Here is a 26,130-nt window from a genome sequence, read left to right as displayed (position 1 = left end):
AGACCGTCCCGGGGGCCGGTCAGCGGCGCTTGTGCTCGGAGGCGATCAGCGAGCGAACGACGAGCGCGCACACGGCGACCGAAGCCGCGGTGACGGCGACCGCCAGGAGCATCGAGACCAAGACCGCGCCGACGACCAGGACGACGGCGGTGCCGCCACCAACGAGGGCGAGCGCGGTGCCGGGCGTGGGCCGGGCCGGTACCGCCGGGGCGACGGCGACCGGGGCCTGGGCTGGGGTGTGCTGGACGATCGCGGTCGGCTCGACGACCGGCCGGGTGACGATGCCGGTCGGGGTCGGCATGGTCGGGATCTTCGGGCGGAGCATGGCGGTTCTCCGTTCGGTCACTTGGTGGTGTCGTTCACGGCGTCGACGCCGGTGCGGGTGCCGGACTCGATGGCGGGGGCCAGGAAGGTGTCGGCGAGGAGGAAGCCGCCGAGGAGGAGCACCACGATCAGCCAGGTCGGCGGGCGGAAGAGTCGGATACCGAAGTAGCCGAAGACGGCGATGACGAGGATGAGCGGGAGTTCGACGTTCATCGGACGGTCTCCTGTCAGGCGATGCGGCAGCGGTGAGTGCGGGCGGCGAGCTGGGCCGCGGAGGAGCTGGAGTAGTCGGCGGACCAGCCGCAGCGGTCGGCGGTGCAGACGGCGGCGTGCTTGGTGCGCCCGTGCCGGTCGCGGTGGGTGCCGACCTGAACCGGGCCGATCCGCATCACGGAGTGGAAGTGCTCTCGGGCGGGCATGACGGGGTCTCCTTTCGAGTCAGGCGAGCTGGGCGGCGATGGCGTCGGCCATCGGGGCCGGGACGCCGAGGCGAGCGCGCAGGGTGTCGGTGTCGATCCGTGTGCCGGTGGCGGCGCGGTGCGCGTCGGCGACCTTGCGGGCGTGGTCGACCAGCGCGGCCGGGACCGGCGGAGCCGGGGCGGGCTCCGGCTCGGGCGCTGCGGGCAGGGCCGGGGTGGGCTCCGGCTCGGTGACGGGACCCGGCTCAGGTGCGGAATCCGGCTCGGCCGGCACAACCTCCACCGCCTCCGGCTCCGGCTCCGGTTCGGGGCCGAGGGCGGGGCCAGCCGTGGTCGGCGAGTGGGCGAGAAGCGTGCCGCCGAGGAAGGCGAGCGCGGGCCATCCGGCGATGCCGAAGCGCAACCAGGCGGGCGGATGCGCCAGGTCGAGGAATCCTGCGGTTGCGACGTTCGCGCCGAGCGAGGCCACCAGGGCGATCAGGAACCAGCACCAGGCGAGCCGGGACGGCCCGTCGTTGCGCAGCCGTCGCCAGGCGGCGACGAGGAGCAGGTCGACGGAGACCGGGTAGGCCCAGGCCTTCCATCCGGTCTGCCCGGCAGCGGCGGCAAGGTCGTGCAGGTGGGCGAAGGACAGGGCCCCGGCGATCACGGCTTGCACCAGGACGGCGTCGACGCGGAGTGAGCGGGTCATGTCTTCACCTCCTCTTGGGGTGTCAGGCGGTCGGGGCGGTGCCGGAGCCGAGGCAGGTCAGGCAGAGCGCGGCCTGTCGGTCGGTGGTCTCGCGGAACTTGCGGGCGGAGCCGACGCGGACTGATTCAGCGGTCTCGCCGGCGCCCTTGCAGTCCGGGCACTTCCTCGCGCGGGGCTAGCGGGCGCTGGCCATCACTGCCGCCGCGGAGCGCGACCCAGGGCGCGGGCCACCGCATCGAGGTCAGCCGGCGTGTAGGCGGTGCGCACGCCGGAGATCGACATCCCGGCGGCCTCGGCGAGCTCGGCCAGGGTGTAGGGCCGAGGGCGTGTGAACTCCCGTGCATAAGCCAGGTACTCGCGAATGTCGCGGTCGAACTGATCACGCGTGGACCGCAAGGCAGCGAGCTGACCGAGGAAGTCGTCAGGGGCGAGACCGTCCAGGGTGGCCAAGGGGTGAGGCATGACAGGTCCTCTCAGGTTTCGGGCATGGCGGGGGTAGGGAGTTGGCGCGAGGTGGTCGCGTCGACCGGGTGCGGGGTGTGTCAGGCGGAGGCGGGTGCCTCTGTCGGAGCCGGGATCTTGACGAGCGGCACCGTGGGCGGCAGTTCGGGCCGGAAGGCGGCGAGCGCGGGCAGTTCCGGAGTGCGGTGGGCGTGCCGGTTGCAGGCGTTGACGGCCTGGCGCATCGAGGTGTGCGGGGTGCGGATGCGGGCCCAGCCGCCGGTCGAGTCGCCGGTGACGGCGAGGCCGGGGGTGTCGGTGGGGATGGAGATGGCGGCCAGGACGGCGTCTGGGGAGATGTCGCCGAAGGCCATGTTGGCGCTGGTTTCGTCGTTGACGCGGTGGGCGGTGCGGGCGGTGAGCTGGGCGCGGAGCATGGTGATGCCCTTGCCGAGTTCGGAGCCGAAGCGCTGGCCGCAGATCTCCAGATAGATGCCGGCGGCGCGGCCGAGCTGGGCCAGGCGCACGAGGGCGGTGATGATGCGGTCCCGACGCGGTTCGTCCGCCTTGGTTGGGGACAGTGCCAGTTCTGCCACCTCGTCCACGAGGACCACGATCGGGACAGGCCGCAGAGGGGCCGGGAGGTCCCAGATGTCGGCGGCGATCTCCGCGTCGGGGATGTCGGCGGTGATGCGCTGGTCGGCGCGAACCAGTTGGTAGACGCCCTCCATGTGCGACACGAGCGCGTCGAGGAGGTCAGCTGCGGTGTCGGGGTTGTCGGCCAGCGCGGAGAACCGGCGGGCCAGCGGGAACAGCTCCACCCCCTGTTTGCAGTCGATGCCGACCAAGGCCACGTCTTGCGCAGCGAGTTCGGCGACCAGATGACGCTGGTACACGGACTTGCCGGAGCCCACGGCCCCGATCGTCAGTGCGTGCGGTGAGGTCCGGTAATCGCGGTAGTGCACGGCACCGTCCTCCCGCAGCGCGACCGGGACGCGCATCGGCATGCGGTCGAGCTTGGCGGGCATCTGCACCCGGGCAAGGACGTCGTAGCCGGTCATCCGCAGTTCGACCACACCCGAGCGGATCTCGCGCGAGGTGACGCCTTGCATGGTGAACGAGTGCCGCAGGCGGTCCGTGGAGGCGGCGAAGTCGAAGGCGTCTTGACCGGGCCGCAGCCCCAGCCGCAGCACCAGCCCGGTACGGGTCGGGCGCAGGCTCAGGATGCGTGGCGGCCGGGGGCCAGGGACCGGCCGGCGGGCGATTCGAGCCCAGGCCAGCCGCCACCGGGACGGCGGGGCCGCGAGCCCGCACGCGTCCATGACCGAGGCGTACCGGACCAGGACCCGCAGGGCCGCGATGCCAATGCCGAAGGCGAGCCAGTACCAGGCGGGGCGGCGCCACTTGAGCAGCAGCGCCAGCCCGACGACGACCAGCAGGCCGATCGCTGTCCCGGTCATGATCAGGCCGCCTTCGGCTTGCCGGCGTCGGCCGCCAGGGAGGTGACGGCGATTGCGCGGAAGCTGATGCCGTGCCGCTTCTGACCGTTGAAATCGTTCTCCCACGGCCGGGCCACGACGCCGGTGAGGCCGACCGGGGTGCCGGTGGTCAGCTCGCCGGTGAACCCGGTCTCCGGAACGGTCAGGCTCAGGATCTCGGCGTTGCCGTTCATCACGAACATGACGTCGATCGTCATCAGCGGTGTACCGGTGTCCCGGTCAGTGGCGACCTCTCCGGTCTGACGGTTGGCGATCTTCGGCTGCGGGGGCTGGGCCACCATCACGACGGCGCCGGTGGTGTCGACGGGGATCTGACGCACAACGATCACTCCTCTAGAAGTGCTGGACTCCGCCACTCATGTACATGAGTGACATGAAGAAGAGTGCATGACTCCTATACATGAGTCAACCCGCCAGGACGAAGAAGTCCCGGCGGGTTGAGGGGAGTTGAGCGAGCGTCAGTCCGATGCGGGGATGCGGTACTCGAAAACGAACTGGTCAGCAGCCATGAGGGTGTCGCAGACCTCCACGACGCGACCCGCTTCGGTGACCGCATTGCGGAGCAGATGAACGACGGGTGCGCCGGGGCTGAGCGCCAGTTCGGATGCTTCAGCCTTGGCGGCCGGGCGCGCTGTCAGCGTCTCGACGAACTCGGCGAAGACGTGGCCGTCGCCCTCCAGCCGAGCGTAGATGCCGCCGGGGCCGGGGTTCTCGGCGAACAGCTCGGGGATGTCCTTCACCACGTCCCACGGCAGGTATGACGTGGCGGTTTCCACCGGGACGCCGTTGCGGAAGTAGAGGCGTCGCCGGGCGAGGACCTGAGTGCCGGCGGGAACGTCGAGCCGTTCGGCGATCTCCTCGGGAGCTTCCATCGGGCCGATGTAGAGGACGCTCACCTTGGCCGTGGCGCCAGACTGGGCCGACTCGGCGAGGTAGGCCGCCTTGCCGCCGCGGCGGTGCGAGGCGCGGAAGCGATCCGAGGAGCGCAGCCGCACGGGCGGCCGGTCCTTCACAATCGAGCCCTTGCCATGGCGGGTGTCCACCAGGCCACTGGCCCTGACCTCCACCATGGCTTTTCGGATGGTGCCGCCGGAAACGCCGTAGCGCTCCACCAGCTCGGATTCGCTGGGCACCAGGTCACCAGGCTTGAGGACGCCTGCCCGGATCTGCTGAATGATCTCGTCGGCGATCTGAACGTACCGAGGTACGGACCTGCCACCTCCTACGGGAGTTCCCACAGTCCTTCTCACTCTCCTATGCTCCTGTACATGAGTAACAGCGCCAGCGAGACCCAGTCAACGCCACTGCACTCCGTGTCCGTGGCGGGAGCAGTGGTGCGCGAGGACGGGCGACTCCTGGCGATCCGTCGAGCGGACAACGGAACCTGGGAGCTGCCCGGCGGGGTCCTCGAACTCACCGAGGCCCCTGAGGAGGGCGTAGCCCGCGAGGTCTGGGAAGAGACTGGTATCCGGGTCGAGGTCGACGAGCTGACCGGGGTCTACAAGAACACCACGCGTGGCATCGTTGCACTGGTGTTCCGTTGCAAGCCCGCTGGCGGGGTAGAGCGAACCTCAGTCGAAACGACGGCAGTTGATTGGCTCACCCCGGAAGAGGTCGCCGAACGCATGGCCGAGGTCTACGCGGTTCGCCTGCTCGATGCGTTGGACGGTAGCGGCCCTCATGTGCGCAGTCACGACGGCAAGCGTCTCCTGAAGGCCGGCTAAGGCGATCGGATCAGGCGTCGAGCCAGACACGGCGATCTCGGGCGACGCCGTACACATGCTGCACCTGCGATTGATCAAGAACGCCGGACAGGGGCCCGAGAGCGGAGACCTCACGCTCGCGGTAGACACGAACGGTCACCTGCGTAGCTACAACGTTCAGCTCGGAGACCCCTACGAAGACCAGGACCGGCTGAACCGGGACCGCAAAGCCTGAGTACTTTTCGAGCACTCGTTGAACTCGCTTCGCCTCAGCTCGACTCTTGATCGCGTACGGCTGTGGCTTGCCGCGGTTGACCCTGATCATATCGTCCCCGACCCAGACGGCCTTGCCCTGATGGTTTTTGGTGTTGATGCTGAACACCCCGCCGGGGCCGATGAGTAGGTGATCAACGTCGACGTCACGAGGTAGCGGGACAGCGTGAAGGACGTGCCAGCCCTGCCGCGTGAGACGGTTCAGCTCGGAGCCCACTCTCTTCTCACCGGCCAGCCCAGTTCGCCATGACTGCATTGGGCTTGGCCGGCGCAGGAGCCAAGCCAAGGCCCGTTCTGCCAGCGTTGGGCCGGTCTTGTTCAGCCGGTCTCGAAGTGCGGTGCCAGGCGCGTTGGACGCTAAGTCGAACTCAGGGGACAGCGGCGGCAGCTGCGGTGCCGCGGGCAAAACAGGCTTGGTCGTTGACGGCCCATGCATGTGCAGCGCGAGCGCATCCAGAGCAGCCTGTCGATACTTCGGTTCCACAATGGTGACCTCACCGGACCGGCGGTCGAGCCACGCGACAGCGGTGCCGTCAGCTAGATTCGCGTAGAGCCGATCATGCCCGAACCGCTTCCACGACGTGATGCGCAGCTCTTCCACTGATCCCCCAGCGCTCGTAACGACGTTGTCGCTATCGCAGCAGCGGGACCCACGGAGCCACAAGAGCGCCCATGCGGTAAGAGTTTCTCTACTTCATCAAGGCGGCTCGCTCCGCTCGCCGCGCGCGCTCCCCGGCGTCACCGCCGGGGACGACGCTCCTGTCTCCGCCCCGCTCCGTCCCCGGCTACGCCGGTCACGCGGCTAGAGCGAGGCATCTTGCCCGAGGTGAGAACAGGCCGGCACGGGGCTGGGGCGGTCGGCTCCGCAGCTTTAGGCAGCCACCATGGGGCGAGCCTCGAAGATCGGGGCCCACATCGGGCCTTAACGGGCAGGTCCACAGACTGCCCGATTTCGCTGACCAGCGTACGGGCCCCGATCTCTCGCCCCATGGCAGCTCCCGCCCAAAGCCGCTCCACCGACCTGGTTTTCCCCGCGATCCGGGGTCGAGACCTGAGCCTTTACAGTCCCAATCGGAAGTCCTCAATCTTCTGCCGAACAAGCTCCGCTGGGTCATTGCCGAAGGACTTGTCAGTGAGCATCTGCAAGACGTCGCTATCTTGGAGAACTACGATCATCTTGTTATGGAGAATCCATTGCTCTCTCATGGTGTACAAAGCCGACTGTTTCGCTTCGCTGCGAGTCATAATGAGCGCGAATAGACCGGTTCCATGGTGCGAGAGGTAGTTAGCGATTTGGAGCACTTGCTCCTTCTCGATTCCCTCTCGATAGTTCTTGGCGTCGACCACTACGTAATGAGCTCGATACTCGTCTCGGAGGAATTTCCAGAAACCATCAGTAGAGTAGTTAGGCAGGATGAAGTCTCTCTTGTTTACCTCGGCCTCGTTGGTGCTCTCCCAGATCGCGGGTCGTAGCGGTGGGCAGAATAGGTACTCTGCTATCTGGCGGCATAGCCGCTGGTAAGCGGACCACGCGGCGCGGCCAGGCGGAATTTTTGCAAGCTGCTCAGCGAAGTCGGGTTGTTGACTACGCGACATTTCTGAAAAATGCTCGTTGCTCAGAAATTGAGAAGCTTCCCCCTCCATCCCGGCTGCTGCTGACATTTGTGCGAGCAGGCGCCCATCCCAGAGTGTTACGCCTTTCCGGGAGAGGCGCTCCCTGGTGTCCCTTGCTAGATCTCCGGGGGTTGCCAGAATCAGCCGATGCGGACGCCCTGAGTCGGCGTCACTTTGAACCAGGGAGGAGTACCTTTCTAGTTGCTCTACGCTTTCCCTGAGCCGCCGAAGTGTCTGGGGAGATGTCCCCTTCACCTCGATGATCAGAGTTTCGTCTGGCGAACCGGCGATGATGTCAACCCGCCTGTCTCCAGACACCGCAACTTCTGATTGGGTTTTTGTGTACCCAGACTTCCGCAATAGCTCGACCAAGAATTGCGTGAATTCTGCCTCACGAAAGTTGGGTCCGGGCGGTGGAACGGACATACTTCCCCCTGTGCTCTGGTGGCTTTCTGCCGTCCGAGTCAACAGCTAGCGTACGGCTCCTAGTTGCGTGCCGACGGTGCAACCAGGTCCGTGACACAGTCGATCACGGTTCGCTGTTCGATGCCCTCGGTGCTGTCAGTGCTCAGTCGTACCCTTCAGCCATGCGTAGAGGAGCGATCACACGGGAGTCCGTGCTCAAGGCCCTGGCGGAGCACGATGAGTTGGGGCGTGATGCCTTCTTGGCAAGCTACGGCTTCGGGGAGGCGCGGTCGTACGTCCTGGTGCATGAGGGGCAGGAGTACGACTCCAAGGCGGTCGCCGGGGTGGCGCACAAGTGGACCCAGGAGCGGGCCCTCACTCCGGACGAGTTCAGCGGGGGCAAGGACCACGCCGCGGCGTGGCTCAAGCGGGCGGGCTTCCAGGTCAAAGTCATCAGGAACCCGGATTGGGCACGCGACGAGATCATCCTCGCCTGCCATCTGGTGATGGCCAACGGCTGGAGGGGGCTGGACGCCCAGGACAGCCGGGTGGTGGAGCTGTCTACCCTGCTCCAGCTGCTTCCCATCCATGCTGAAGCGGAGCGCAACGAGAAGTTCCGCAACCCCAATGGTGTCGCGCGCAAGACGTTCGACATCGCTACCCGGCACCCGGAGTATCAGGGCAAACCGACCAACGGCGGCGTCCTCGATGTCGCAGTGCTGCACGAGTTTCTTGCCCGGCCGGAGGAGATGAGCGAGGCCGCGCAACTCATCCGTCAGGGCATCGCGACAGGCGAGTTGCAATCCCTTCTTCCGACGGATGAGGAGGAGTTCGACGACGACTACAGCGCGCCCGAAGGGCGACTTCTCATGCGCCGGCACAGGGCGCGTGAACGGAACAAGGGCCTGCGTAGGAAGAAGATCGATTCCGTTCTTCAACGCGGCGGGCGGCTCGCTTGTGAAGCGTGCGATTTCGACTTTGAGCAGGTCTACGGCGACCGCGGCGCCGGATATATCGAGTGCCACCATGTTGTTCCGCTGCATGAAGCGGGGGAGGGCCGGACGAGGCTCAGCGATCTCGCGCTTATCTGCGCCAACTGCCACCGCATGATCCACCGTCAGGCACCCTGGCCGACCCCCGCAGAGCTGAGGACCATTGTCGAGCTTAGGAGGCAGAAAGGGAGTCGGGGCGCTGAGGGCATCATGAAGCAGCGCGATGTGGTTGGGGGCATGGTCCCGCAACCGAGCGGCAGCTAGTTCTGCGGCACTTGCGCCGCTAGCCGTCTGTGAACCGCTTCCAGTCCTACCAATGGGGTAAGTGCGACGTGCGCAATTCGCCACAATTTCCGTACAGAAAGATCGCCAGTTGGAAGTTGGGATTGGTGATGCTTGGCTCCCTTGGTTTGCCAATCGCGAACAACATAGCCATGGGACTGCCTATAGCATCCGCTAATCCAGGGAATGGATTCATGAGAATCCAGGACATCTCTGCATCAGTAACGCTAGGGCTACTGCTTGCACTTCCAATCGAATTCCTTGCCCAGAAACGCCATGGTCGCCAGACTAGGCTTTACAAGGAGGAAATTAAGCGGCTCGAAGAAGAGAATCTCAGGGTGCGCGCTCAAATTAGCCGGGAACGAGACCGTAGGAGGATAGCTTGGCTGGCTGGACTTGAATCCAGTCGAAGAAAGAGGAGGGCGGCATACAGTCCGTCGATGCGGGATATTGACAAGGAATCACCCTCCGGATTCGAGGCTACTATCCAGAGGCTATTGGAGCGCGATGGCCTGAAGGCTGAAGTTATCGGGGGTAGAGGCGATCAGGCTGTCGACGTCCTCGCAGAGAATTTGGCTGGCTCAAAGATTGCGGTGCAATGTAAGCATACGGTTAGTGGTCGCAAGGTCGCCGCTCCCGTCCTATATCAAATTAATGGTACTGCGCGTGCGGTTTACGGGGCGTCAGAGATTGTTGTGGTAACTAACGGGTCATTTACCCGTGACGCCGAGGAGTGGGGATCAAGGCATGGGATCGTTTTGATCGGCCGCGAGACCCTCGGGAAGTGGTCAGAAAGGGCGGATCACCTGTATCAGATAACCGACCTTTCAATTCCCCTTTGATCGCCAGGAATTCCTGTAGGGCGGCTGGATAATATATGATGCGGAATCGACGCTATGCCGACCAGGGCGCCGCTCTGGAACGAAGTTACAAGGCAGACTTCGGCGACGCCGCGCGTGCCAGATCCGTCCCAGAATGAGCGGTCTCTCACGGGCAAAATCGGGGTGTGAGGTTGTGCATGCAAGTGCGGACAGGCTCAGTGCTGTTGTACGCCTGTTGACTAGCCAAGACCGGCCTGGGACCGGCGCCGGGCTTACAAAGCAGCGAACGACGCACTCGTTGCTGTACAGCAGCGGGGTACAGCAACCACGCCGACCGCAGCGGACCTTCAGCACACGTGAGAAGCCGAGAAGCCAGCCTGGCAGACCTCAGTGACCGCCCCGCCGATAGTTCGCATCGAGGGGGTCGGTCGTGCACACCCGTGCCAGAACGGGCAGGGAACCACGGGGAATCAGGGTTGCTGGCAGCCACGAAGGTCGCAGCAAGCCGTAGCAGCGTACGGTCGGGTACGGCCTCGATGCCCTCTTCCCCCGAGCAAGCCAGGGATAATGATCTGATTCAGGTGGAAGTTGGATCGAGCTCGGTCCTGATGCACGGGACTGACCCCCTGTGCTGCTAGACATACAACCGTGCACTCAGCTCTCTCCCCTTCGCAGCTTCAACTTCTGCAACACCTCATGCTCGCCGAGGTCCCACACCCTGATACGGATCCCGTCTCGGTGGCGGTCCGAGACCTCGAAGAAGCGAGCATTGCGGATGACGTGCGAACTCTCAGCTGGATGGGACTGTTGGAGGTCAGAGGGGACCGCCTGGCCATCACGCCGCGCGGAAGGGCAGTGCACTTCGAAGCCGAGTGCGCCGTGCTCTCGACGCGCCTGGCCGAGGTGAGCGTCTTCGCCGACGAACTCCAGCGACGCACACCCTCACTCAGTGCAGAACTGCACGCGCTCCGCCAGCTCGCCAACGGGGCATGGAGCGTAACGGAGGCGATGGCGTACGTGGAGCGTTGGTCGCACTGACCAGGCCCTACGCTTCCTCGCCGGTCTCCGGGGGGAGCACGACTCGGCGGTGGGGTTTGCGGGCCTTGTCGGGGACCGGCAGGATACCGACCTTCTCAAGGTCAACTGTAGTAATCGTGGGTGCGGCGAGGACGCGATCCAGTAGGTCCTGCTGGGCAGGCGCGAGGTCAACAAGTCGGCGTAGCACGGAGAGCAGTTCCATGAGCTCCCGCGACCAGTCGGCCGGCCAAGACTCGACATGCAGGTCGTCCAAGGGGCTGGTCTTGCGGCTGTTGGGGTTGGCCTTTCGGTAGCCGAACCATTTCTTAATGATCTGCATGCCGCCGACGTCGTAGTTCCACACGTCGGCGGGGACAGGGCTGACGTGCCCGCCGCCCAAGTGCAGGGTGCCGGTCATCTCGGCATACCGGATTTCGGCGGGGACTTCCGCCCCTATGTGCTGGTCGTAACGGAGCCGGCGCGCATCGCCTAGCGGAAAGAGGACGTCTCCGGCCGGTCGGCCATCTTCCGGATCGGCATAGCGCTCCCCGTACGTGGAGGCCCACAAGAGGCGCTTGCCCAGTTGCACCGCTTCGTACCACAGGGCGGAATCGCGGGTGAGCGGCAGCCGCACGCCTGGAGTGAGGAGCTCCTCGGTGAACCGCTTGGTGAATCCAGCGTGCCCGGCAACAGCCGCCACATATGCAGCCAGATCGTGCACCGTGACGTCGTCGATGCCAAGTTCGGCAGCGAGGTACGCGAGAAGGCGCGGATGCACGTTGGGAGTGCCGTCCGGATGGAGGATCGGCATGATCTTGCCACCGCGGCCGTTGAAATGGTGGGTGTCGGGGAGTAGGGAAGTGGCGACGATCGCCGGCCCGGTTTCGATCTCGTGCGAGGACTGCTGGTTCAGGAAGAGCTGATCTGGCTGCATGGCTTCCCACAACGCCGGCCGGGCGAAGTCGATGACACGGCTATCGGAGATCAGCCACTGCCGGTCGAAGCTCCGCATGGCGATGCGTACCAGGTCAGGCGCCAGGTTTGTTTCGACTGCGAGTTCCTGGGTGTGCTCAGGCTGCCCGGGCAAAGGATCCCTACTGGCGTGCAGCGAACGGTCCCTTGTCTCCTTGAGCAGCTCCGTCTTCTTGGCTAGATCGTTCTCGTGGATCAAACGCGCCCATCGCTTCTCAAGCACCTGCCTGCTGGGGCCGTTGACCCAGGAGCGGTTGGCCGTGATGCCCAGGCTCCCCCAGCGGAAGAGATCGCCGAGAGCGGGGCAATCCTCCCACCCCGTCTCAGTGGCCGGGCGGAAGGGGCGGATGGCATCCGAGTGCGTGTCCTGCCAGCCGTCGTCGTCCAGCCGGATCTCCTTGAGCTGGCGGTACTTGACGCCTCGCTTGCCGTGGACGGCGCGGTAATGGACACGGGCGGGCCGCTCAGGGTCGGTGTCTTTACTGCGGACGAAGATGCAGATGGCCAGAGGCTGGGCGACACCTGGGAAGATCCGGCTGGCCACATCCGGGCGGTGCCCTTCCGGAGACAGGTCGATAATCCAGCCCTCGTCACAGGTGCGCCGCAGGTAGTCCCGCATGCCACGCCCGCCAGGCCCAGTAGTGAACCCCGAGGGCGTGATGAAGCAGACGACTCCCTGCTGATCCTGCGGATGGGCGTCGAAGACCTTCCACGTCGCCCAGCGCCAGAAGTAGACGTAGAGGTTCTTCAGCACGTGTTCATAGCGGCCGTTGCCAGGCCACTTGAAGGCCTCGATGGGAGCCACGCCCTGCGCGGGTGTGCCCTTCTCGACCCAGCCACCTCGACCCTTGGCCTTGTCGTCGTAGGGCGGGTTGCCGATCGCAACGGTGACCGGCGTGCTGGCCTTCACCTGGTTCGCCCGCTTACGAGACTCCGAGATCACTCCGTACGTCGAGGCGAGGGTTTCCTCGGCCAGATACGGGTCGTCCAACGTATCGGTGACGAAAAGCTTCATCCCATCCGGCGGTGCGACCGCTTGATGCCGCTTAAGCAGATCCGAGGTCCGCAGCTCGGCGACAGCGAAGGGCCCCATCTGCAGCTCGAAACCGATCAGGCGCTTCGCCAGATCACCTATTGCATCAGGCGTTGCTCCGGGGCCGATGTTCTCCGCGGCCCAGGCGGCGACATGTTCAATGACCGCGTGAAGGTACGTGCCTGTTCCCATGGCTGGATCGACGATGCGCACGCTCTCGTCCGCATATCCGTCCGAGCGGCCCAAGCGGGTACGCAGCACGTCCTCGGTGAGACGCACCATCTCCTCGACCACTTCGCGCGGGGTGTAATACGAGCCGCTCTTCTGCCGTAGCTTCTCGTCGTACACCTCCAGGAACGACTCGTATAGGTGCAGATATGCATCCCGCCGGCCCTTACGAATCGCCGCCCAGTCAACCGCGTCAATCACCTGAATGAGCAGATCGAGGCTGACCTCGAAGCTCACCGTGATGTTGTCGGTGAGGAGTTGAAGGGCCTTCCCCATCAAGGCATGCCCGGCATCCAGCCGCCGACCGACCTCATGCAGCCCCACCCCCTTCAAGGAGATGTCCTCGGTGCGCGCCAGTAGCAGCGCGAAAGTCACTGCCTGGGCGTAGCCGTCGGCGAAGGTGGCATCATCGGCCGTCGGAAAAAGCAGCCTGCGCCAGTCGTTCTTCAGCCCTGTGAACCGCAACTCCTCAGGACGCGCGCCCTCCGCCGCATACCTGCTCTCGAATTCCAATTGCTCTAGGACCGCCGCGCGCAACAGGCGGCACAGCGGCGCAGTGCGCCGAACCAGAGCCGAGGCATGGCGGATTGGCTCGGGAACCCAGTGCAGGAAGGTTCTCAGGAGACTGTTGAACGCTGCAGGCTCACGAGCGGATAACGACCGTCCTGCACTGGCCAAATCGCCGTCGAAGAGGACCGGAGTGCCGATCTGCTCCCCGGTGCGAAAAAGCCGCCACTCCGTGCCGTTGGTGTAGAGCACGTTCGGCAGGTCACGCAGTCGCTCCCACTGCTTCTTGTTACGTCCCGTGAACTTTTCCGGATCAACAGAATGCCCGGGACGCTTGACTTCGATGTAACCGACGATGTCGCCGTGTACCTCGACTGCATAGTCGGGGCGCACACCGACATCACGCAGAGGAGTTTCAGAGTGCCACAGAACGCCGTCCAAGGCATCGTGACTGCCCACAGTCTCTAGAAGCTTCTGCATCGGCGGGCGGATGGACGCCTCGGGGTCGCCCGGTCCGTTCACCATGTCCTTGCACGACGCGCCGAAGGTCGATATGGCCTCCGAGAGCCAGCCGAACTGCTCCTGCGTCACTGCCGCACCCCCCACGCACTGCCGATCACGACTTGAGGGTATGTCAGGTTCGCAAGAAGATCCAGACGAAGTCTTAGCGTGGCCTGCGGAGTTGAGGGGCGAGCGTGGAGCATGGCCCGGGTCGACACTCCGCGGAGGCGTAGAGGGTCAGACGAGGTCGCGCCAGAACGGAACCGTTGCTCTTGGGTCCCCGGCTCTCGTCGACGTCGGAGCTCAGCCTCCGGTCCACAGACTGCCCAACGCTCCGGAAGCTTACGGGGCCGTGATCACTCGCGCCAAAGCAACCACGGACGCCCGTCGTTGCCCACCGGGAGCCGTTCGGCAGTTCCTGCTCCGTGCCATCCCCCCACCTGGATCCTGCCGTACAGCAGCCGGATACAGCGACCGGCACCATCCCGTAGCGTCCCCTTTGAAACTCCCCCCGACCGGGCGGGCTCACGGAGAGATCCTCGAACGACCACACTCGACCCGTTAGGAGCCGTGGACCACTCGTGGACCGATAGGCGGTACTCAGCCGATTGCAGGGCGCTGAACAGGAAGGATACTGCCAGGTGCAAGGCCCTCCGGAGCCGTGTGCGCAGGTTCGAATCCTGCCCGGGGGCACAGAAGCCGGAACAGCGTGATCATCCCGCTGAGCGGCGGAAGTGACAGACTATAAAGAGCCGGACCCAGCCCGCTGGGTCCGGCTCTTTGTCGTTGCGGCTCGCTGATCGCGAGTGCGTGGCGAGTGGGTCCACCGGCGGTGGCGAAACCGGCTCGGCGCCGCTCACCGGTCACCGCGCTCGCGCCGGCCTTCGCGGAACAGCGGCGACCCTGGGGGGTCGACCGGCGCGGACCAGGGCGCCGTTGACTCCTGCTCCGCGCGGCCGGCCGCCGCCGGGAGCATCCCGGAACACGAGCCGCCCCGCTCTCCGCGTCGCGGTGCGTCGCCTGGGCACGACGTGCCCGGTCGTCCCGGCCACCCGAGCGGGCCGAGGGAGCGGCGCGGCCGTACACGGGGCCGAGGAGGTCCGGCCCGGTCGACGACCGCCCGAGTCGGTCCCCGCGTCAGTCCCCGCGCGGCCCTCGGAAGTCCACCGAGGTGACAAGGGCGTAGTCGAAGTAGAGCGGGTCCCCCTCCTCGTCCATCGGGTACTCGAAGCTGCTCTCGTTCGACAGGATCACCTTGAGGTCGGGAAGGGTGTCCACACCGTCGTCGTTCTCCTCGACCGTGTGGCCCCGTTCCTCGAGGCGCTCCAGCAGTTCTTCGCTGGGAGTCCGGAAGACGTCGAGCCCGTCGAGGAGGACCGTCACATCCGCGCCCTCGATCCGGAACCGGTACACGTGGATGTCGGTCAGCGCGCCCTTGGTGAAGCCGAGGTTGAACTCGGTCTGGGAGTCCCCGTGCTCGCAGAGCACCTGTCCGGGCGCGTCGCCGTAGTCCGGGTCGGAGGGGGCGAAGCCCAGTTCGCGCGCGGCCCCGACCGCCTCGTCGGCCGTCATGCCGAGCCTGAGTGTGGCCACTCCCACCTCCGGCAGCAGCTCCAGAATCATCGCCGTCCCTTCCGACCGTCCGATACGTACCGCCGCCTACTCCGCATCCACCGTGTGCCTATCCCGGTGGGCGGTACAGATCGGCAGCGGGTCCTCATCGCAGCAGTTCGTCTTCATCGATCGTCCAGCCCTTTTTCGTGAGCAGCGCCTGGATGTTCTTGTTGTCCTTCAGGCTCTCCACCATCTCCCGGATGTGGTCGTCGTATTTTCCGGGGAACTTGTGCTTGATGTCGTCGATGCCCATCCGCATCGCCTCGGTGATCCGCCCCTGGCTGATCAGTTCGCACTGCCACTGGTGCCATGCCTGGGCTACCAGGTCGTTGTCGGTGCTGTTCAGCTTCTTGTGATCGGCGCGCTCCATGCGAATGGCCGGGCCGTTGTTGACCTTCTGCTTCTTGTGCGGCTTGCTCGCGACGTAGAAGCCCGGCTCGATGACCAGCTTCCAGGTGGCGATCAGCCCTTCGGGGTCCGGATTGGCGGCCGGATCCCCGTCGCCCCCTCACCGCGCCTGGTCCCCCGCCCGTCGGCACGCCCCCGGACGTGGCGGGACCCGGGAGTCGTATCCAGCTCCCGGGCCCCTGGGGATGCCACCCAATTGCGCACGCCAGTGGCGTTTAAGAGTACGGATCAGTCATAAGGCCGACGTGTTCTTCCTTTGAACTACCGCACCGTGTGAGAGGTGCAGGCTGGATTCGAACCCGCATCCGCCGGCGTTCGTCCGTACCCGGTCGATCTGGCGATCGGTGGCGATGCTGAAGCTGGAGCGAGAGTCTGAGTTTGATCACGGCTGCCTCTGCCAAGTTGGGCCACCCCGGCGCGTAGTGCCGGGGGAAGGACTCGAACCTTCACTGTCACCGTGTCGTCAGGCTGAACCTCAGTTTCAGCTTGCGCCCATCGCGCGAGCCGGTCCTCATTTCCGGCCCGCGCCTGTTGCGCACCCCCGCGCTCGCACGCGGGGGCGATCGTGGGGCCGACGCCTGGGGCGTCGGCCGGTGTGCCGTCAGCCGAAGAGGTAGCCGAACACCGCGTCGCCGACCCGCTGGTCGGAGACTTCGGCGCTGTTGGCCTCCTCGCGGGCGAACTTGACCGCGGTCTGGAGCTTCTCGACACGTTCCAGGAGTTCGTTCACCCGCCGCGCGGGGAGCGCTCCGGAGAACTTGACCGTGGTCCAGTACCCGATCGGAACGTCCTCGTAGTAGACCTCGACCTGGGCCGGGTGCTTGTCCGTCGCCTCGGCCTTGACGTGGTTCCGCGGGACCTTCTTCGTCCGGATCGTGCGTACGGGGTCCGTCTTCCACCAGTCCGTCGACGGGTCGAGCGACCAGGACTCGGCGGCGTCCAGCACGGGCAGCTTCTTCACGAAGGTGTGCAGGTCGACGAGCTGCTTCTCCAGGAAGAGCAGGTAGCTGACCGGGGCCTCGGCGACGATCGTCCGCCCGTCGACGACGACGTCCGCGCGGGCCGAGCAGTTGGCCCAGTCCTTGGTGGCGGTCACGTCGAACAGCCGGGTCAGCGACGCCGACATCTCGCGGAGCACGTCCTCGGCCTTGACCTGGACCCTGGTGGACTCGGGCGGCAGTTGCTCGCCCTCCTCGTCCTTGGGCTGGTACGTACGCGAGATCCCGGCCAGCAGTGCGACCTTCTGCACTCGCTGGTGAGCCGTGGTGATGTCCTGGAACGACTTGCTCTTGACACCCTTTTCCACGGCGATGATCTGATTGAGCTTCGCCACTTCTCCCCCTTCGAACAGCAGCGAACTTACCGGAGGAGGCAGGGGCTGGTCCTGTGATTTTTCGGCGTCGGCCCGAGGTGGTCCGCGCGCCGCTGCGGTCAAGGCGGACAACGAGCCAACCTGCCGCCGGCACATATCGGTTGGCCGGCGGGGCGGCGGCCTCATCGGGTGAACACCCCCGATCCGGTTGAGCCGCGGGCCGTTGGGGACAGGCAGGTGGTCCCGCCCCGCGGCAGCGGGAGTGAGCCGATGAACGGGTTCGGCCCCGCCCCCGGTTGCCGGGGGCGGGGCCGAAGCCGCTATGAGCGGTGCTGTGGTGGGGCTACTCCTGGCCGGCGGTGCGGCGGCGCTTCCACCACACCAGGCCTCCGCCTGCGGCAGCGAGGGCCGCGGCGAGTCCGGCGATCAGTCCGACCGGAGCGCTGGAGCCGGTGTCGGCGAGATCGCCTCCCGGGCCCTTCCCGCCGTTGCCACCGCCGTTCCCGCCGGTGGCCGGGGGCGTGGTGGGAGCGGTGGGCTTGCCAGTCGGCTCACCCGGCTCGGTCGGCGTGGGAGTCGGCGTCGGTGTGGGAGTCGGCGTCGGATCCGGGGTGTCGCCGCCGCCGGAGACGTCGGAGGCGACGGTGTTGCCGCCCAGGAGCAGCAGGTTCGCGTCCCCGCCCTTGGCGTTGTCCGTCAGCGTGCGCACCGATGACTTCGTCTCGCGAGGGAGGTAGGGGTGCTCGGTGTCGAAGCGGGCCTTGACCATGTTCTGCTTGGGCTGCTTGGAGAAGTCCACCCCGCCCACGCTCATGGTGTAGGGGCCGCCGCCGGCGTCGTGCTCCCACTGCTGCTCGCCCTCACGCAGCGACTTCAGGTACGCCTGGAACACGCTCTCCCGCGTCCAGTCCTTGTTCTCGCCGCGCAGCGGCCACGAGGAGACGTCGTTGCTGTTGATGACCTTGTGGTAGTCGGTCGGGGCCTTGGCGTCCTGCTGGCGGATGAACTCGGCCGCCACCCGGGCCGTGTAGACGCGGCGCAGGTCGGCGTAGCGCGGGTCGTTGTTCACGCGCCGCTCGACCTCGGGCATGATCAGCCGGTTCATGCGGTCCTCGGTGGCCTTCTTCTCGGCCTCGTCGAACTCGCACAGGTAGGGGTCGCCGGGCATGTTGTCGATCTTCAGGTACTGGGCCTTGACCTTCAGCGGCGTGTCCAGGATGTGGATGCCGCCGTTCTCCTCGCGGACGACCGCGGTGTCCGGCTCGATCCAGTTGCGGACCTGGAACCAGCAGGGAATGCCATCGGCGTTACGGGGCAACGACTTCCAGTACTGGTCGGCCTCCGGGCGCTTCTTCGGGTTCATCGCATCGGCGAAGTCCCTCTTCAGCTCCAGGTCGGCTTCCAGCAGGACCCGTCCGGCGTCGGTCTTCCCGAACGCGCTGTCCATGATCTTGTCGGGCTGGTCAGGGTTGAGGTTGACCCAGAACTTCTCCGGCGTCAGGGCGAGCCAGGTGAAGAACGCGTCGTTGATGAGCTGCGCCTTCTCCTTGCCTCCCCAGCCGGCGGTGTCCTCGGCGACTTCCTTCGCGGAGAAGCTGTAGTCGACGCCCTGGCCCTTGACCGGCTTGCCGATGTACCGCAGCTCCAGAGTGGTGAAGTCGACTCCGCCGGGCCCCTTGGGCTGGAGCCGGTTGGGGTCGGCCGCCTTCTTGCGGTCCAGGAACTCCTTCATGTCCTTCGGGTTCGGGCGCGACTCGCGGATCAGGTCCTGCGCGCCGCCGCCGGTGACACCCTTGGAACCCGGGGGCTGCATGGTGGTCGTCTTGTCCCGTACGCCGCCGCCCGGGGCCAACTCCACCTTCTTGGAGCGGTAGTTGTACTCGGTGACCTTGCCCGGGGCGTTCTTCCTGAGTTCGTTCAGGTGGTCCCTGGCGGACTTGTCCTGCGGCTCGGCGAAGACGTACTTCAGGGACTTGACCGGGCTTTCCTTCTGCTTGGACCAGGCGATGTCGCCGGGCTTCTGCTTGGGGTCCGGGTGCCCGTTGGACTTGATCTCCAGCGACTCGCCGGTGCGCTTGTTCCAGGCGTCCGCCTGGCGCCGGTGGGTCTTGCCGGTGTCAGGGTCGGTGAAGTCGAACTCCTTCTGGCAGATCCAGTCGTCGCCGACGAGCCCGTGATCCTTGATGATCTTCTTCTCGAACGCCTTGCCCCGCGGGTCGTTCCCGGCGTTCTTGATGAGGATGATGTCGCGCCAGTAGGTGAAGTCACCGTAGGCGTTCGGGTTCTTCTTGCTGGCCCTGATCCACTTCCACCAGACCCGGTCGACCGCCCGGGACTTCGGCGGCTCCTTGGGCTCCTTCTCCAGCCGCGCCACGTCCTCTGCGGACGGCGGACCGAGGCCGTCCCACTTCTTGCCCGGGTTCTCGTACTCGTATTCGTCCCAGTGGGCCTTGGCCCGCGAGGCGTCGCCCTCGGGCAGCTCCACGATGGCCACGAGATCCTCGGCCAGGTCGAAGTAGTCCCGGCAGAGCATCCCCGGGTTCGGCGGCTTGGCCGGCGCGGCGTCCGCGCTGGAGGTGAGGCCCGGCAGGCCGGTAAGCGCGAGGGTCGCCGCGGCGGCGACCGCGACGGCGGACGCCAGACGCGCCCTCACGCGTGAACGTATGGATTGCAACTCTTTGTCCCCTACCTGCGGGGGCTTGAGGGACAGGTAAGAGCGGTGTGAGCCCCCGTGACATGACACCGCCAACGGCAGAGTCTGTATCGCAACTCGAGGTGACCGCAAGCTGATTGGGCCGCGACACGCCGGCCCGGCCCCACCGGTAGAGAGACCGGTAAGGTCGGCCGGCATGGAGATGACCGAGGACGAGTACCAGGAACTGGCCGAGCTGGATCGGATTCGCTCCAGCAACCCTGTCCTGGACGCCTGGCTCCAGATCCAGCGGCAGGAGTTCCCCGCCTGGGCCCGGCAGTACGGCGGAAATTGGGACTTCACCCCCAGCTCCCTCGAGCGCCTGGAGGCTCTCGTCCGCTCCCGCTACACCAGCAGCGATCAGGCTTGGGAGGAACGCGGCAGCGACTTCCTCCAGACAGCCGCCTGGTACGTCGGCGAGGTCCACAACCGCACCTGCGGTACCCAGTGGCAGTACCACCCCGACTCCGCTGCCGCCGACCCGGCCGTGTGGCCGTTCGTCACCGTGCCGTTCGACCGGATCTTCGACTTCGAGGACGAGGACGGCATCGAATCCGACGCCAGGCCCTTGTACACGCCGGTCAACCGCCTGTGCGGAATCCTCGACGCGGACGGCGGGAGCCTCGTCACCGACCTCGACATCCACACGCCTCCGCAGTAGCCCTACGCCGCGGGCCGTCGCCCTCGTGGCCGTCACCGTCCCGGCGGCTCGGTCTACCGGTCACCCGGGCACGTGCGCGCCGCAGGCACGGTGTAGCGGCAGGCGTCACGCGTGGAGCGGTGCACCTCGTCGAGAACGGTGCGGGAGCGGCGGGTGCCCTGTGCCCCGACCGTCTTGCCGAGGGCGTCGAGGCGGGGTACCGGCCCCTAAGTGTCCGCCGGTTGGGAGACGAGGAGGAGGCTGCGGCCCGACTCCTCGGGGCCCTGGTCCGCAGGGCTGGGCCAGGAAGCTGATCGGGCGGCAGCGCGAGGGCGAACATGCTGGGTCCCCGTGCGCAGGGCTTCGCCGGCCAGGCACGGGTCCTCACGCAGCCGTTCGGCCGCCTTGGCGTCATAGCCGTCGTACGAGTCACCCACCGCGGCCATGCGCGGTTCGGCGTCCCGGCCGAGCCGGCCGGGCTGGACAGCCAGACCGCCGAGGACGGCCAAGGCGGTGACGGACGTGACGGCAGAGGTGAGGTCGCGGACATGCGGGATCTGGGTTTGAACAACCCTGGTCCAAGTCGCAAAGGATCACCTTCGTAGCGAACGAGGGCAGGCGGGGGCGACCGCCCAAGGAGGTGGTGATGATGAACCGGGTCAGCCCGCTGTCCCGTCGTTCAGAATCCAGCTGGACACCCCGGGTTCGCCGGGAACCCTCTACCCGACCACCGGCGTCGCGCACGCGCGTCCGGCCGGGAACTGGGTCTCCATCACCCTGAAGAGGTCCAAGCACAAGCCTGGGCACATGGTCTACACGTCGCACCCGGAGTGAGAGTGACCTGGTAATGGAGCGCAAGGACATCTGGATCGATTTCGGCTTCAGCGGCCTCACCAAGTGGTACGGCAGCACCTTCGAGTTCACTCCGCTGGAAATCGTCGTGGATGCCGCGGACTGGGGGGAGGGTGCCTACGCACCCACCCTCCGGGAAGACGCTCTCCGGCTGCTGGAGTCACCCCTGCCGACCAGGGTGATCGACATCCTGTGGTGTGCGGCCGTGCGCTCCAAGTTCGTCCCGGATGAGCGCTGGATGGACGGACGCGACTGGCTCCGCCAGATCGTGGACGTCTGCGAGGAACGCATCCGCCGGGACGAACCGCGATCCCTTGCCCACCCGCAGGCACCCGCGTGGGATCCGGAGTTGAAGGACGCGGTCCTCGCCGAGGTACGAGCTCTCGCACCGGAGTTGGACCGCGCCACCGCCGACCACCCCTACTACGAGGTGCCGGAAGTGGTCCCGTCGCTGGAACGGGTCGTCACCGAGGTCGACCCCGACCTCGGGTTCAGACTCTTCCTGCGGGTCCTCAAGGCGTACTTGATTCCGATCAGCGACTCGCAGCACCTCCGGTACCGCGAGCTGGGCGAGAGATTTGGCTACAACGAGTTCGTTGTCGATGACGGCACTCTGCAGCTCATGCCGCGCGTGGACTGACCGCTGAGCAGTACCACCGAGGGCGGCATCCGGTCTTCCACGGGTACCGCCCTCGGCTCTTCGTCCTCCGCACCGCTCTTGGAGGACAGAACCGTCAGCCCGCACTGGCAGGGGATCGCCGGGCCAACCGCGGTGCGCGCGATTGAGGAAGCCGTCGGCCAGGTTGACCCCGACCTCGGATTCAGACTGTTCCTGCGAGTGCTGGCGGTGCTGTCCGTACCAATGACCGAGGAGCAGTACACGCGGTATGTGGGCATCGGTGCACGACTCGACTACTGCGAATATCACGTCTACCAGGTGGAAGACCTGATCAGCCACGGCTGACAGCCGTTGGGTCGCAATACCGGCGGACACGGGCACCCCTCATGACGAGGGGTGCCCGTGCCGCACAGGCGGTCCTGATGGCACACCGCGGAATCCGCGAGTGAGGCGAGCGCCGACTTCTCAGGTCGGCTCACGGTCACAGCGTCAGAGGAGCCGGTGGCGGCGGTGAAGCTCCAGAGCGGTGACGACCGCCACGCCGACGGTGATGTGCATCAGGGTCAAGGCTGCGACGGTGCCGCCATCGGCGCCGGACGACAGCGGGCCGGCGACCGACAAGAGTGCCAGGCCGCCGCCCATGTACTGCGCGATCCGCAGGAAGACCGGTTTCCACAGGGACAACAACAGGGCAGCCCCCGTCCCGACGACCAGCGGGACGACTGAGGCGCCGATGACGCCCCCGACCGTGATCGGATGCTCTTCGCCGCCGTCGACGATGACGAGCGAGGCACCGGCCAGCTCGGCGACCGCGAGAACGATCAGATTGACGACGACCGCGCAGACCGCCCCGGCGACCAGGGCCTTCCACCAGGTGAGGCCGGAGCGGGGGACCTCGGACGCGTCAGGCCCAGCGGGGCCGGGGCTCTGAACCGTACTGCTCGACATGCGCTTCTCCAATGGGTGAAGTGCCGCGCCGCCCCTGGCCGTCGGCGGCGCGTACGAGTCAACTCTCCAACCTGAACCACACTTGAGGTCAAGACCCGTCTGGGTGACATTCGGTGACGCGAGGGTGGACCTTCTCCTTCAGCCGCAGACGCCTCGCCGTACACCGCCACCAGCTACGCCGAGGCCCAGGAGGACACCAAGCGCTCGCTTGTCGCCGTCCACCTCAAGAACCCCGCGTCCCGGGGAGACCGCCCCCGGGGCGCTTGACCGGATGCGCTCCAGGACGGATGTCGACCGAGGACTGTCGCCCAGTGACCGGTCGCTATCAGACCGCTGTGGCATGCGATCGGAAGCGGGAAGCCGGACCGACGGCCCGGGCAGGGCGCACGGTTCCGGGCCGGAGTACGCGCGCTCGGACCGGCCACCCGGTTCCGTGCCTCCTCGGCGACGATGCCGCTGATCCCGTGTGACAGGAGCTTCACGGCCGCGTCCCGGTTGCGTACTGCCCGGCCGACGGCCGAAAACCGGCGGCTAGTCTGACCGCGCTCGAGACGTCCGAGGGGCGTCGGAAACATCCGGGCGCAACGGGGACGGGGAAGCGACATGGGCAGACGTGACGGGAACGCGATGTCACGCAGGCAGGCGCTCAGGCTGGCCGGTACGGGGCTCGGGCTGGCGGTGCTGGGGGCAGGCGCCTGGGGATGCTCCCCCGAGGAAGAGGTCGGCGTCCCGGGCGGAGGGGCGACCACTCCCGGTGGGGACAAGGGTGGTGACACCTTCACCACCCCGCCGCCGGGCACCGCGCCGAAGCCGCTGTGGCAGCAGAACGCCGCCAACGACGACCTCGCCGGGATGCACTCGCTCGCGGTGGTCGGGGACACGGTCGTGGTGTCGGGCGACCCGCTCGTGGGGCGTGACGTCGTCAGCGGCAAGGAACGGTGGTCGCGGCAGGGCATCACCGTCCCCGGCGCGAGGCTGATCATCGGCGGGGGGACGCTCTATCTCGCGAGCGCCGAGTACGACGGCGACGTGGTGGGCATCGATCCGGCCACGGGCAAGGAGACCTGGCGCAGCCGCCTGGGCAAGGAGTACGAACAGCCGCGCCCCATCGCGGCCGACGACCGTCATGTGTACGTCCTCGCCGGCATCCTGGAGGAGGACTTCTCGACGCCGACCAACGTGATCGCCGCGATCGACACCACCTCCGGCAAGATCGCCTGGCGTGAGCAGCGCGACAAGGGGACCGAGGAGTACGGCATCACCGCCGCGGTCGTCGGCGAGCGCCTCGCGTACACCGACTTCCGGGAGAACGTGACCGTCCGCGACACGACGACGGGCCGGCAGCTCTGGACGAAGAAGATCGGCCGGTCCAACCACCGTCGCTTCGCCGTGCACGAGGACCTGATGATCGTGGCCGACGGGCAGCGGTTGCGGGCGTTCGCGCTGGCCGGGGGCGCGGAGCGCTGGTCGCTCGCGACGGAGGAGTTCAGCGCGTTCAACGATCCGCAGGTCCTGGACGGGGTGCTCTACGCCTCCGACAGCGTGCGCGGCATGTGGGCGGTGGACCCCGGTACGGGCAAGAAGATCTGGCACAACGAGGACCTCCTGGAGACGGCGGCGGAGGCGTGGCAGTTCACCAAGGTGGACGGCACTCTGTACGGCGCGACCGAGCACGACAAGGACGGCGGAGTGCACGCCTTCGACGCGGCGACCGGGAAGCTGCGCTGGACGTACAACGACAAGACCGGCGCCATCCAGCAGTGGTACGTGGTGGGCGCGGGCAAGCGGCTGGCCGTGATGCACGCCAAGCGGCTGTACGCGCTGCCGGCCGTCTGAGCGGACCGGGCGGCGGGAACCGGACCGGGCCCCGCCCTGGGAGCGCCGGGAAACGGGTCGGGCCTCGGCGGCGGCGCGTCTCCAGTCGTGCGCTACGCCTCCTGCCAGACCTCCGCGAGACGGGCCACGTCGTAGACGCGGTCCGCCTCGTGGGCGGTGAGCTCGCCCGCCAAGGGGGCCAGCGCGGACACTTGGCGTTCGCGGTAGACGCGTACGTCGGTCTGGGTGGCCGCCACGTCGAGGGACGCGGCGTCCACGAACACCAGCACGGGCTGGACGCGGACCGGGAAGTCGCAGTAGCTCTCCAGGACCTTCCGGACAAGGGCGGCCTCGGCCCGGCACTCGGCGATGTACGGGCGCGGGTCGCCGTCGTCGATGCGAACGGTGTCGTCGTCGGCCCGTACGGACTGCTGCGGGTGGTACTCGGTCCGGACCGTGAACACGCCGCCCGGGCCGATCAGCAGATGGTCGATGTCCGCGCCGTCGGCGAGCGGGATCGAGTGCAGGACGCGCCAGCCGTGACGGGTGAGACGGCCCAGTTCGGCGCCGGTCCGGCGTTCACCGAGCAGTTCCTTGCGACGCGCCTCGTCCATGGGGCGGCGGCGCAGGAGTCGCGAGCTGAGGCGTTCGAGCCGGCCGGAGTCCGGGGCGGCGGCGGAATCACCGGACGGGGAGTTGGCGCGCAGCGTCGCGCCGGGCCGGCGGGAGGCGAGGTCGTTCTCCGGGGTCAGGCGGGGCAGCCGGTCCCCCGGGCCGTGGCGTACGAACGGTTCCGCCCCTGCCGGATCGGGGAAGCCCCGCGCGGGTGCGGCAGGCGGTGGCGCGACGACCGTACGGTGCGCCTCGGCGGCTCCGCCGGTGGCGGCAGGTCCGACCGCGTCGGGGTACGCGTCACCCCGGGGGTACGCATCACCGCCGGCGTACGGGTCGGCGTACGAGTCGGCGTACGTGTCACCGTCACCGTCGGTGTCGGCGAGAGCGCCCGGGTGGACGAACACCTGCGGTTCGGCGCGGGTCAGCAGTTCGGGAGCTCTGCGGGCCAGCGCGTCGGTCACGTCGTCGCGATAGCGGGCGTGGACCACGGTGATGCCGCCGGTCCTGCGGTCCGCCCAGCCGATGGGCGTCCCGTCGGGCAGATTGACGTACAGGCGGTCGTGCCCGAAGTACTGCCAAGCGGTGACCGTCAGTTCCTCGAGCATGCCCTGCCTCCTTCGCCCCTGAGTGGAGCACGACCCTGCGGTGATGTCCGGTGCCGCCGGACGGCGGCACCGGCCCCCGTGGACACAGACTCACCCGTGAACGCGCCGCGCAGAAGGGCGCAGACCGGGCGCATTGGTCGACGGGGTGTCACGCGGAGGCGGGACCTGGGTCTATGCCGTCGGTACGTGCCCTCGGACAGCGGTCGACGGCGCGGCGGGGCGCACGGGCGCAGGAGACAGCAGCGGCTCCCGGGGCGCGGACTCCGGCCGCTCGACACCGGTTCCGGG

Annotated in this window: 26 protein-coding genes and 1 pseudogene; 8 read left to right on the top strand and 19 right to left on the bottom strand. The window is 67.0% G+C overall.

Annotated elements, in window-relative coordinates:
• Nucleotides 1–19: 19 nt before the first annotated feature.
• From ACIPJI_RS10170 to ACIPJI_RS10135, 8 genes are all read right to left on the bottom strand, one after another.
• The gene (locus ACIPJI_RS10170; protein WP_402245488.1) at nucleotides 20–325 is read right to left on the bottom strand and encodes a SpdD-like protein; all 306 of its coding nucleotides are present in this window, start codon (nucleotides 323–325) and stop codon (nucleotides 20–22) included.
• A 17-nt stretch (nucleotides 326–342) separates the two neighbouring features.
• On the bottom strand, nucleotides 343–537 hold the full coding sequence (locus tag ACIPJI_RS10165) for a hypothetical protein (RefSeq protein WP_402245486.1): 195 nt from the start codon (nucleotides 535–537) through the stop codon (nucleotides 343–345).
• Between the two features lie 14 nt (nucleotides 538–551).
• Nucleotides 552–743, bottom strand: a complete 192-nt coding sequence (locus ACIPJI_RS10160; protein WP_402245484.1) for a mobile element transfer protein — start codon at nucleotides 741–743, stop codon at nucleotides 552–554.
• Between the two features lie 19 nt (nucleotides 744–762).
• Nucleotides 763–1,434, bottom strand: a complete 672-nt coding sequence (locus ACIPJI_RS10155) for a DUF2637 domain-containing protein (RefSeq protein ID WP_402245482.1) — start codon at nucleotides 1,432–1,434, stop codon at nucleotides 763–765.
• Between the two features lie 192 nt (nucleotides 1,435–1,626).
• Nucleotides 1,627–1,896, bottom strand: a complete 270-nt coding sequence (locus tag ACIPJI_RS10150; protein WP_402245481.1) for a hypothetical protein — start codon at nucleotides 1,894–1,896, stop codon at nucleotides 1,627–1,629.
• Nucleotides 1,897–1,976: 80 nt separating this feature from the next.
• Nucleotides 1,977–3,335 carry an FtsK/SpoIIIE domain-containing protein gene (locus ACIPJI_RS10145; protein WP_402245479.1) on the bottom strand — a complete coding sequence of 453 codons (1,359 nt, stop codon included), beginning with the start codon at nucleotides 3,333–3,335 and terminating at the stop codon, nucleotides 1,977–1,979.
• Between the two features lie 2 nt (nucleotides 3,336–3,337).
• A complete protein-coding gene (locus ACIPJI_RS10140) occupies nucleotides 3,338–3,694 on the bottom strand; it encodes a hypothetical protein (protein WP_402245478.1) in 357 nt (118 codons plus the stop codon).
• A gap of 138 nt (nucleotides 3,695–3,832) precedes the next feature.
• Entirely contained in the window at nucleotides 3,833–4,612 is a 780-nt protein-coding gene (locus ACIPJI_RS10135; RefSeq protein WP_402245477.1) for a GntR family transcriptional regulator, read from the bottom strand.
• An 18-nt stretch (nucleotides 4,613–4,630) separates the two neighbouring features.
• Here ACIPJI_RS10135 and ACIPJI_RS10130 point away from each other — a divergent pair, with 18 nt between their 5' ends.
• Nucleotides 4,631–5,098, top strand: coding sequence for an NUDIX hydrolase (locus ACIPJI_RS10130; protein WP_402245476.1), 468 nt, complete (start codon nucleotides 4,631–4,633; stop codon nucleotides 5,096–5,098).
• 10 nt (nucleotides 5,099–5,108) lie between these two features.
• Here ACIPJI_RS10130 and ACIPJI_RS10125 read toward each other — a convergent pair whose 3' ends face one another.
• The 3 genes and pseudogenes from ACIPJI_RS10125 to ACIPJI_RS10115 form a co-directional block, all read right to left on the bottom strand.
• Complete coding sequence (locus ACIPJI_RS10125; protein ID WP_402245475.1) at nucleotides 5,109–5,951, bottom strand: nuclease-related domain-containing protein; 843 nt, start codon at nucleotides 5,949–5,951, stop codon at nucleotides 5,109–5,111.
• Nucleotides 5,952–6,409: 458 nt separating this feature from the next.
• Nucleotides 6,410–7,012: a hypothetical protein gene (locus tag ACIPJI_RS10120; protein ID WP_402245820.1), complete on the bottom strand. Its 603-nt coding sequence runs from the start codon at nucleotides 7,010–7,012 to the stop codon at nucleotides 6,410–6,412.
• Nucleotides 7,013–7,021: 9 nt separating this feature from the next.
• A pseudogene (locus ACIPJI_RS10115) lies at nucleotides 7,022–7,390 on the bottom strand (restriction endonuclease); the annotation flags it as partial.
• 161 nt (nucleotides 7,391–7,551) lie between these two features.
• Between ACIPJI_RS10115 and ACIPJI_RS10110 the strand changes: the two are divergent.
• The 3 genes from ACIPJI_RS10110 (at nucleotide 7,552) to ACIPJI_RS10100 (ending at nucleotide 10,502) form a co-directional block, all read left to right on the top strand.
• On the top strand, nucleotides 7,552–8,625 hold the full coding sequence (locus ACIPJI_RS10110; protein WP_402245474.1) for an HNH endonuclease: 1,074 nt from the start codon (nucleotides 7,552–7,554) through the stop codon (nucleotides 8,623–8,625).
• Between the two features lie 212 nt (nucleotides 8,626–8,837).
• Nucleotides 8,838–9,485 (top strand): restriction endonuclease, encoded by a 648-nt coding sequence (locus tag ACIPJI_RS10105; protein ID WP_402245473.1) that lies wholly within the window; start codon nucleotides 8,838–8,840, stop codon nucleotides 9,483–9,485.
• A 777-nt stretch (nucleotides 9,486–10,262) separates the two neighbouring features.
• Nucleotides 10,263–10,502: a hypothetical protein gene (locus ACIPJI_RS10100; RefSeq protein ID WP_402245472.1), complete on the top strand. Its 240-nt coding sequence runs from the start codon at nucleotides 10,263–10,265 to the stop codon at nucleotides 10,500–10,502.
• Nucleotides 10,503–10,509: 7 nt separating this feature from the next.
• On the opposite strand, the gene ACIPJI_RS10095 is transcribed toward ACIPJI_RS10100, so the two are convergent.
• The 5 genes from ACIPJI_RS10095 to ACIPJI_RS10075 form a co-directional block, all read right to left on the bottom strand.
• The gene (locus tag ACIPJI_RS10095; protein WP_402245471.1) at nucleotides 10,510–13,812 is read right to left on the bottom strand and encodes a type ISP restriction/modification enzyme; all 3,303 of its coding nucleotides are present in this window, start codon (nucleotides 13,810–13,812) and stop codon (nucleotides 10,510–10,512) included.
• Between the two features lie 1,047 nt (nucleotides 13,813–14,859).
• On the bottom strand, nucleotides 14,860–15,345 hold the full coding sequence (locus ACIPJI_RS10090; RefSeq protein WP_402245470.1) for a hypothetical protein: 486 nt from the start codon (nucleotides 15,343–15,345) through the stop codon (nucleotides 14,860–14,862).
• A 94-nt stretch (nucleotides 15,346–15,439) separates the two neighbouring features.
• Nucleotides 15,440–15,706, bottom strand: coding sequence for a hypothetical protein (locus ACIPJI_RS10085; protein ID WP_402245468.1), 267 nt, complete (start codon nucleotides 15,704–15,706; stop codon nucleotides 15,440–15,442).
• A gap of 639 nt (nucleotides 15,707–16,345) precedes the next feature.
• Nucleotides 16,346–17,077, bottom strand: a complete 732-nt coding sequence (locus tag ACIPJI_RS10080; protein WP_307708280.1) for a hypothetical protein — start codon at nucleotides 17,075–17,077, stop codon at nucleotides 16,346–16,348.
• A gap of 322 nt (nucleotides 17,078–17,399) precedes the next feature.
• Nucleotides 17,400–19,709, bottom strand: a complete 2,310-nt coding sequence (locus tag ACIPJI_RS10075) for an LPXTG cell wall anchor domain-containing protein (RefSeq protein WP_402245466.1) — start codon at nucleotides 19,707–19,709, stop codon at nucleotides 17,400–17,402.
• Between the two features lie 196 nt (nucleotides 19,710–19,905).
• On the opposite strand from ACIPJI_RS10075, the gene ACIPJI_RS10070 reads away from it, so the two are divergent.
• Nucleotides 19,906–20,409 (top strand): hypothetical protein, encoded by a 504-nt coding sequence (locus ACIPJI_RS10070; protein ID WP_402245464.1) that lies wholly within the window; start codon nucleotides 19,906–19,908, stop codon nucleotides 20,407–20,409.
• A gap of 206 nt (nucleotides 20,410–20,615) precedes the next feature.
• Here ACIPJI_RS10070 and ACIPJI_RS10065 read toward each other — a convergent pair whose 3' ends face one another.
• Entirely contained in the window at nucleotides 20,616–20,897 is a 282-nt protein-coding gene (locus ACIPJI_RS10065) for a hypothetical protein (RefSeq protein ID WP_402245462.1), read from the bottom strand.
• Between the two features lie 338 nt (nucleotides 20,898–21,235).
• Here ACIPJI_RS10065 and ACIPJI_RS10060 point away from each other — a divergent pair, with 338 nt between their 5' ends.
• Both ACIPJI_RS10060 and ACIPJI_RS10055 read left to right on the top strand, forming a co-directional pair.
• A complete protein-coding gene (locus ACIPJI_RS10060) occupies nucleotides 21,236–21,880 on the top strand; it encodes a hypothetical protein (protein WP_402245460.1) in 645 nt (214 codons plus the stop codon).
• Nucleotides 21,881–21,958: 78 nt separating this feature from the next.
• Entirely contained in the window at nucleotides 21,959–22,204 is a 246-nt protein-coding gene (locus ACIPJI_RS10055) for a hypothetical protein (protein ID WP_402245458.1), read from the top strand.
• A 144-nt stretch (nucleotides 22,205–22,348) separates the two neighbouring features.
• Here the strand turns inward: ACIPJI_RS10055 and ACIPJI_RS10050 are convergent, their stop codons facing one another.
• Nucleotides 22,349–22,807, bottom strand: coding sequence for a DUF6069 family protein (locus ACIPJI_RS10050; protein WP_402245456.1), 459 nt, complete (start codon nucleotides 22,805–22,807; stop codon nucleotides 22,349–22,351).
• Between the two features lie 603 nt (nucleotides 22,808–23,410).
• On the opposite strand from ACIPJI_RS10050, the gene ACIPJI_RS10045 reads away from it, so the two are divergent.
• Nucleotides 23,411–24,643, top strand: a complete 1,233-nt coding sequence (locus tag ACIPJI_RS10045) for a PQQ-binding-like beta-propeller repeat protein (RefSeq protein WP_356621405.1) — start codon at nucleotides 23,411–23,413, stop codon at nucleotides 24,641–24,643.
• A gap of 92 nt (nucleotides 24,644–24,735) precedes the next feature.
• On the opposite strand, the gene ACIPJI_RS10040 is transcribed toward ACIPJI_RS10045, so the two are convergent.
• Nucleotides 24,736–25,842, bottom strand: coding sequence for a nuclease-related domain-containing protein (locus ACIPJI_RS10040; RefSeq protein WP_402245454.1), 1,107 nt, complete (start codon nucleotides 25,840–25,842; stop codon nucleotides 24,736–24,738).
• Between the last annotated feature and the right edge of the window lie 288 nt (nucleotides 25,843–26,130).

Origin of the sequence: Streptomyces sp. NPDC086835, from assembly GCF_044745705.1 — a bacterium.
Taxonomy (GTDB): Bacteria; Actinomycetota; Actinomycetes; order Streptomycetales; family Streptomycetaceae; genus Streptomyces.
This window is presented reverse-complemented; position numbering and strand designations above follow the sequence as displayed.

Coding starts and splice junctions, on each gene's coding strand:
- ACIPJI_RS10170 (WP_402245488.1), bottom strand. CDS start 325: ATGCTCCGCCCGAAGATCCCGACCATGCCGACCCCGACCGGCATCGTC.
- ACIPJI_RS10165 (WP_402245486.1), bottom strand. CDS start 537: ATGAACGTCGAACTCCCGCTCATCCTCGTCATCGCCGTCTTCGGCTAC.
- ACIPJI_RS10160 (WP_402245484.1), bottom strand. CDS start 743: ATGCCCGCCCGAGAGCACTTCCACTCCGTGATGCGGATCGGCCCGGTT.
- ACIPJI_RS10155 (WP_402245482.1), bottom strand. CDS start 1,434: ATGACCCGCTCACTCCGCGTCGACGCCGTCCTGGTGCAAGCCGTGATC.
- ACIPJI_RS10150 (WP_402245481.1), bottom strand. CDS start 1,896: ATGCCTCACCCCTTGGCCACCCTGGACGGTCTCGCCCCTGACGACTTC.
- ACIPJI_RS10145 (WP_402245479.1), bottom strand. CDS start 3,335: ATGACCGGGACAGCGATCGGCCTGCTGGTCGTCGTCGGGCTGGCGCTG.
- ACIPJI_RS10130 (WP_402245476.1), top strand. CDS start 4,631: ATGCTCCTGTACATGAGTAACAGCGCCAGCGAGACCCAGTCAACGCCA.
- ACIPJI_RS10120 (WP_402245820.1), bottom strand. CDS start 7,012: ATGTCAGCAGCAGCCGGGATGGAGGGGGAAGCTTCTCAATTTCTGAGC.
- ACIPJI_RS10110 (WP_402245474.1), top strand. CDS start 7,552: ATGCGTAGAGGAGCGATCACACGGGAGTCCGTGCTCAAGGCCCTGGCG.
- ACIPJI_RS10105 (WP_402245473.1), top strand. CDS start 8,838: ATGAGAATCCAGGACATCTCTGCATCAGTAACGCTAGGGCTACTGCTT.
- ACIPJI_RS10100 (WP_402245472.1), top strand. CDS start 10,263: ATGGGACTGTTGGAGGTCAGAGGGGACCGCCTGGCCATCACGCCGCGC.
- ACIPJI_RS10090 (WP_402245470.1), bottom strand. CDS start 15,345: ATGATTCTGGAGCTGCTGCCGGAGGTGGGAGTGGCCACACTCAGGCTC.
- ACIPJI_RS10085 (WP_402245468.1), bottom strand. CDS start 15,706: ATGGAGCGCGCCGATCACAAGAAGCTGAACAGCACCGACAACGACCTG.
- ACIPJI_RS10070 (WP_402245464.1), top strand. CDS start 19,906: ATGGAGATGACCGAGGACGAGTACCAGGAACTGGCCGAGCTGGATCGG.
- ACIPJI_RS10060 (WP_402245460.1), top strand. CDS start 21,236: ATGGAGCGCAAGGACATCTGGATCGATTTCGGCTTCAGCGGCCTCACC.
- ACIPJI_RS10050 (WP_402245456.1), bottom strand. CDS start 22,807: ATGTCGAGCAGTACGGTTCAGAGCCCCGGCCCCGCTGGGCCTGACGCG.
- ACIPJI_RS10045 (WP_356621405.1), top strand. CDS start 23,411: ATGGGCAGACGTGACGGGAACGCGATGTCACGCAGGCAGGCGCTCAGG.
- ACIPJI_RS10040 (WP_402245454.1), bottom strand. CDS start 25,842: ATGCTCGAGGAACTGACGGTCACCGCTTGGCAGTACTTCGGGCACGAC.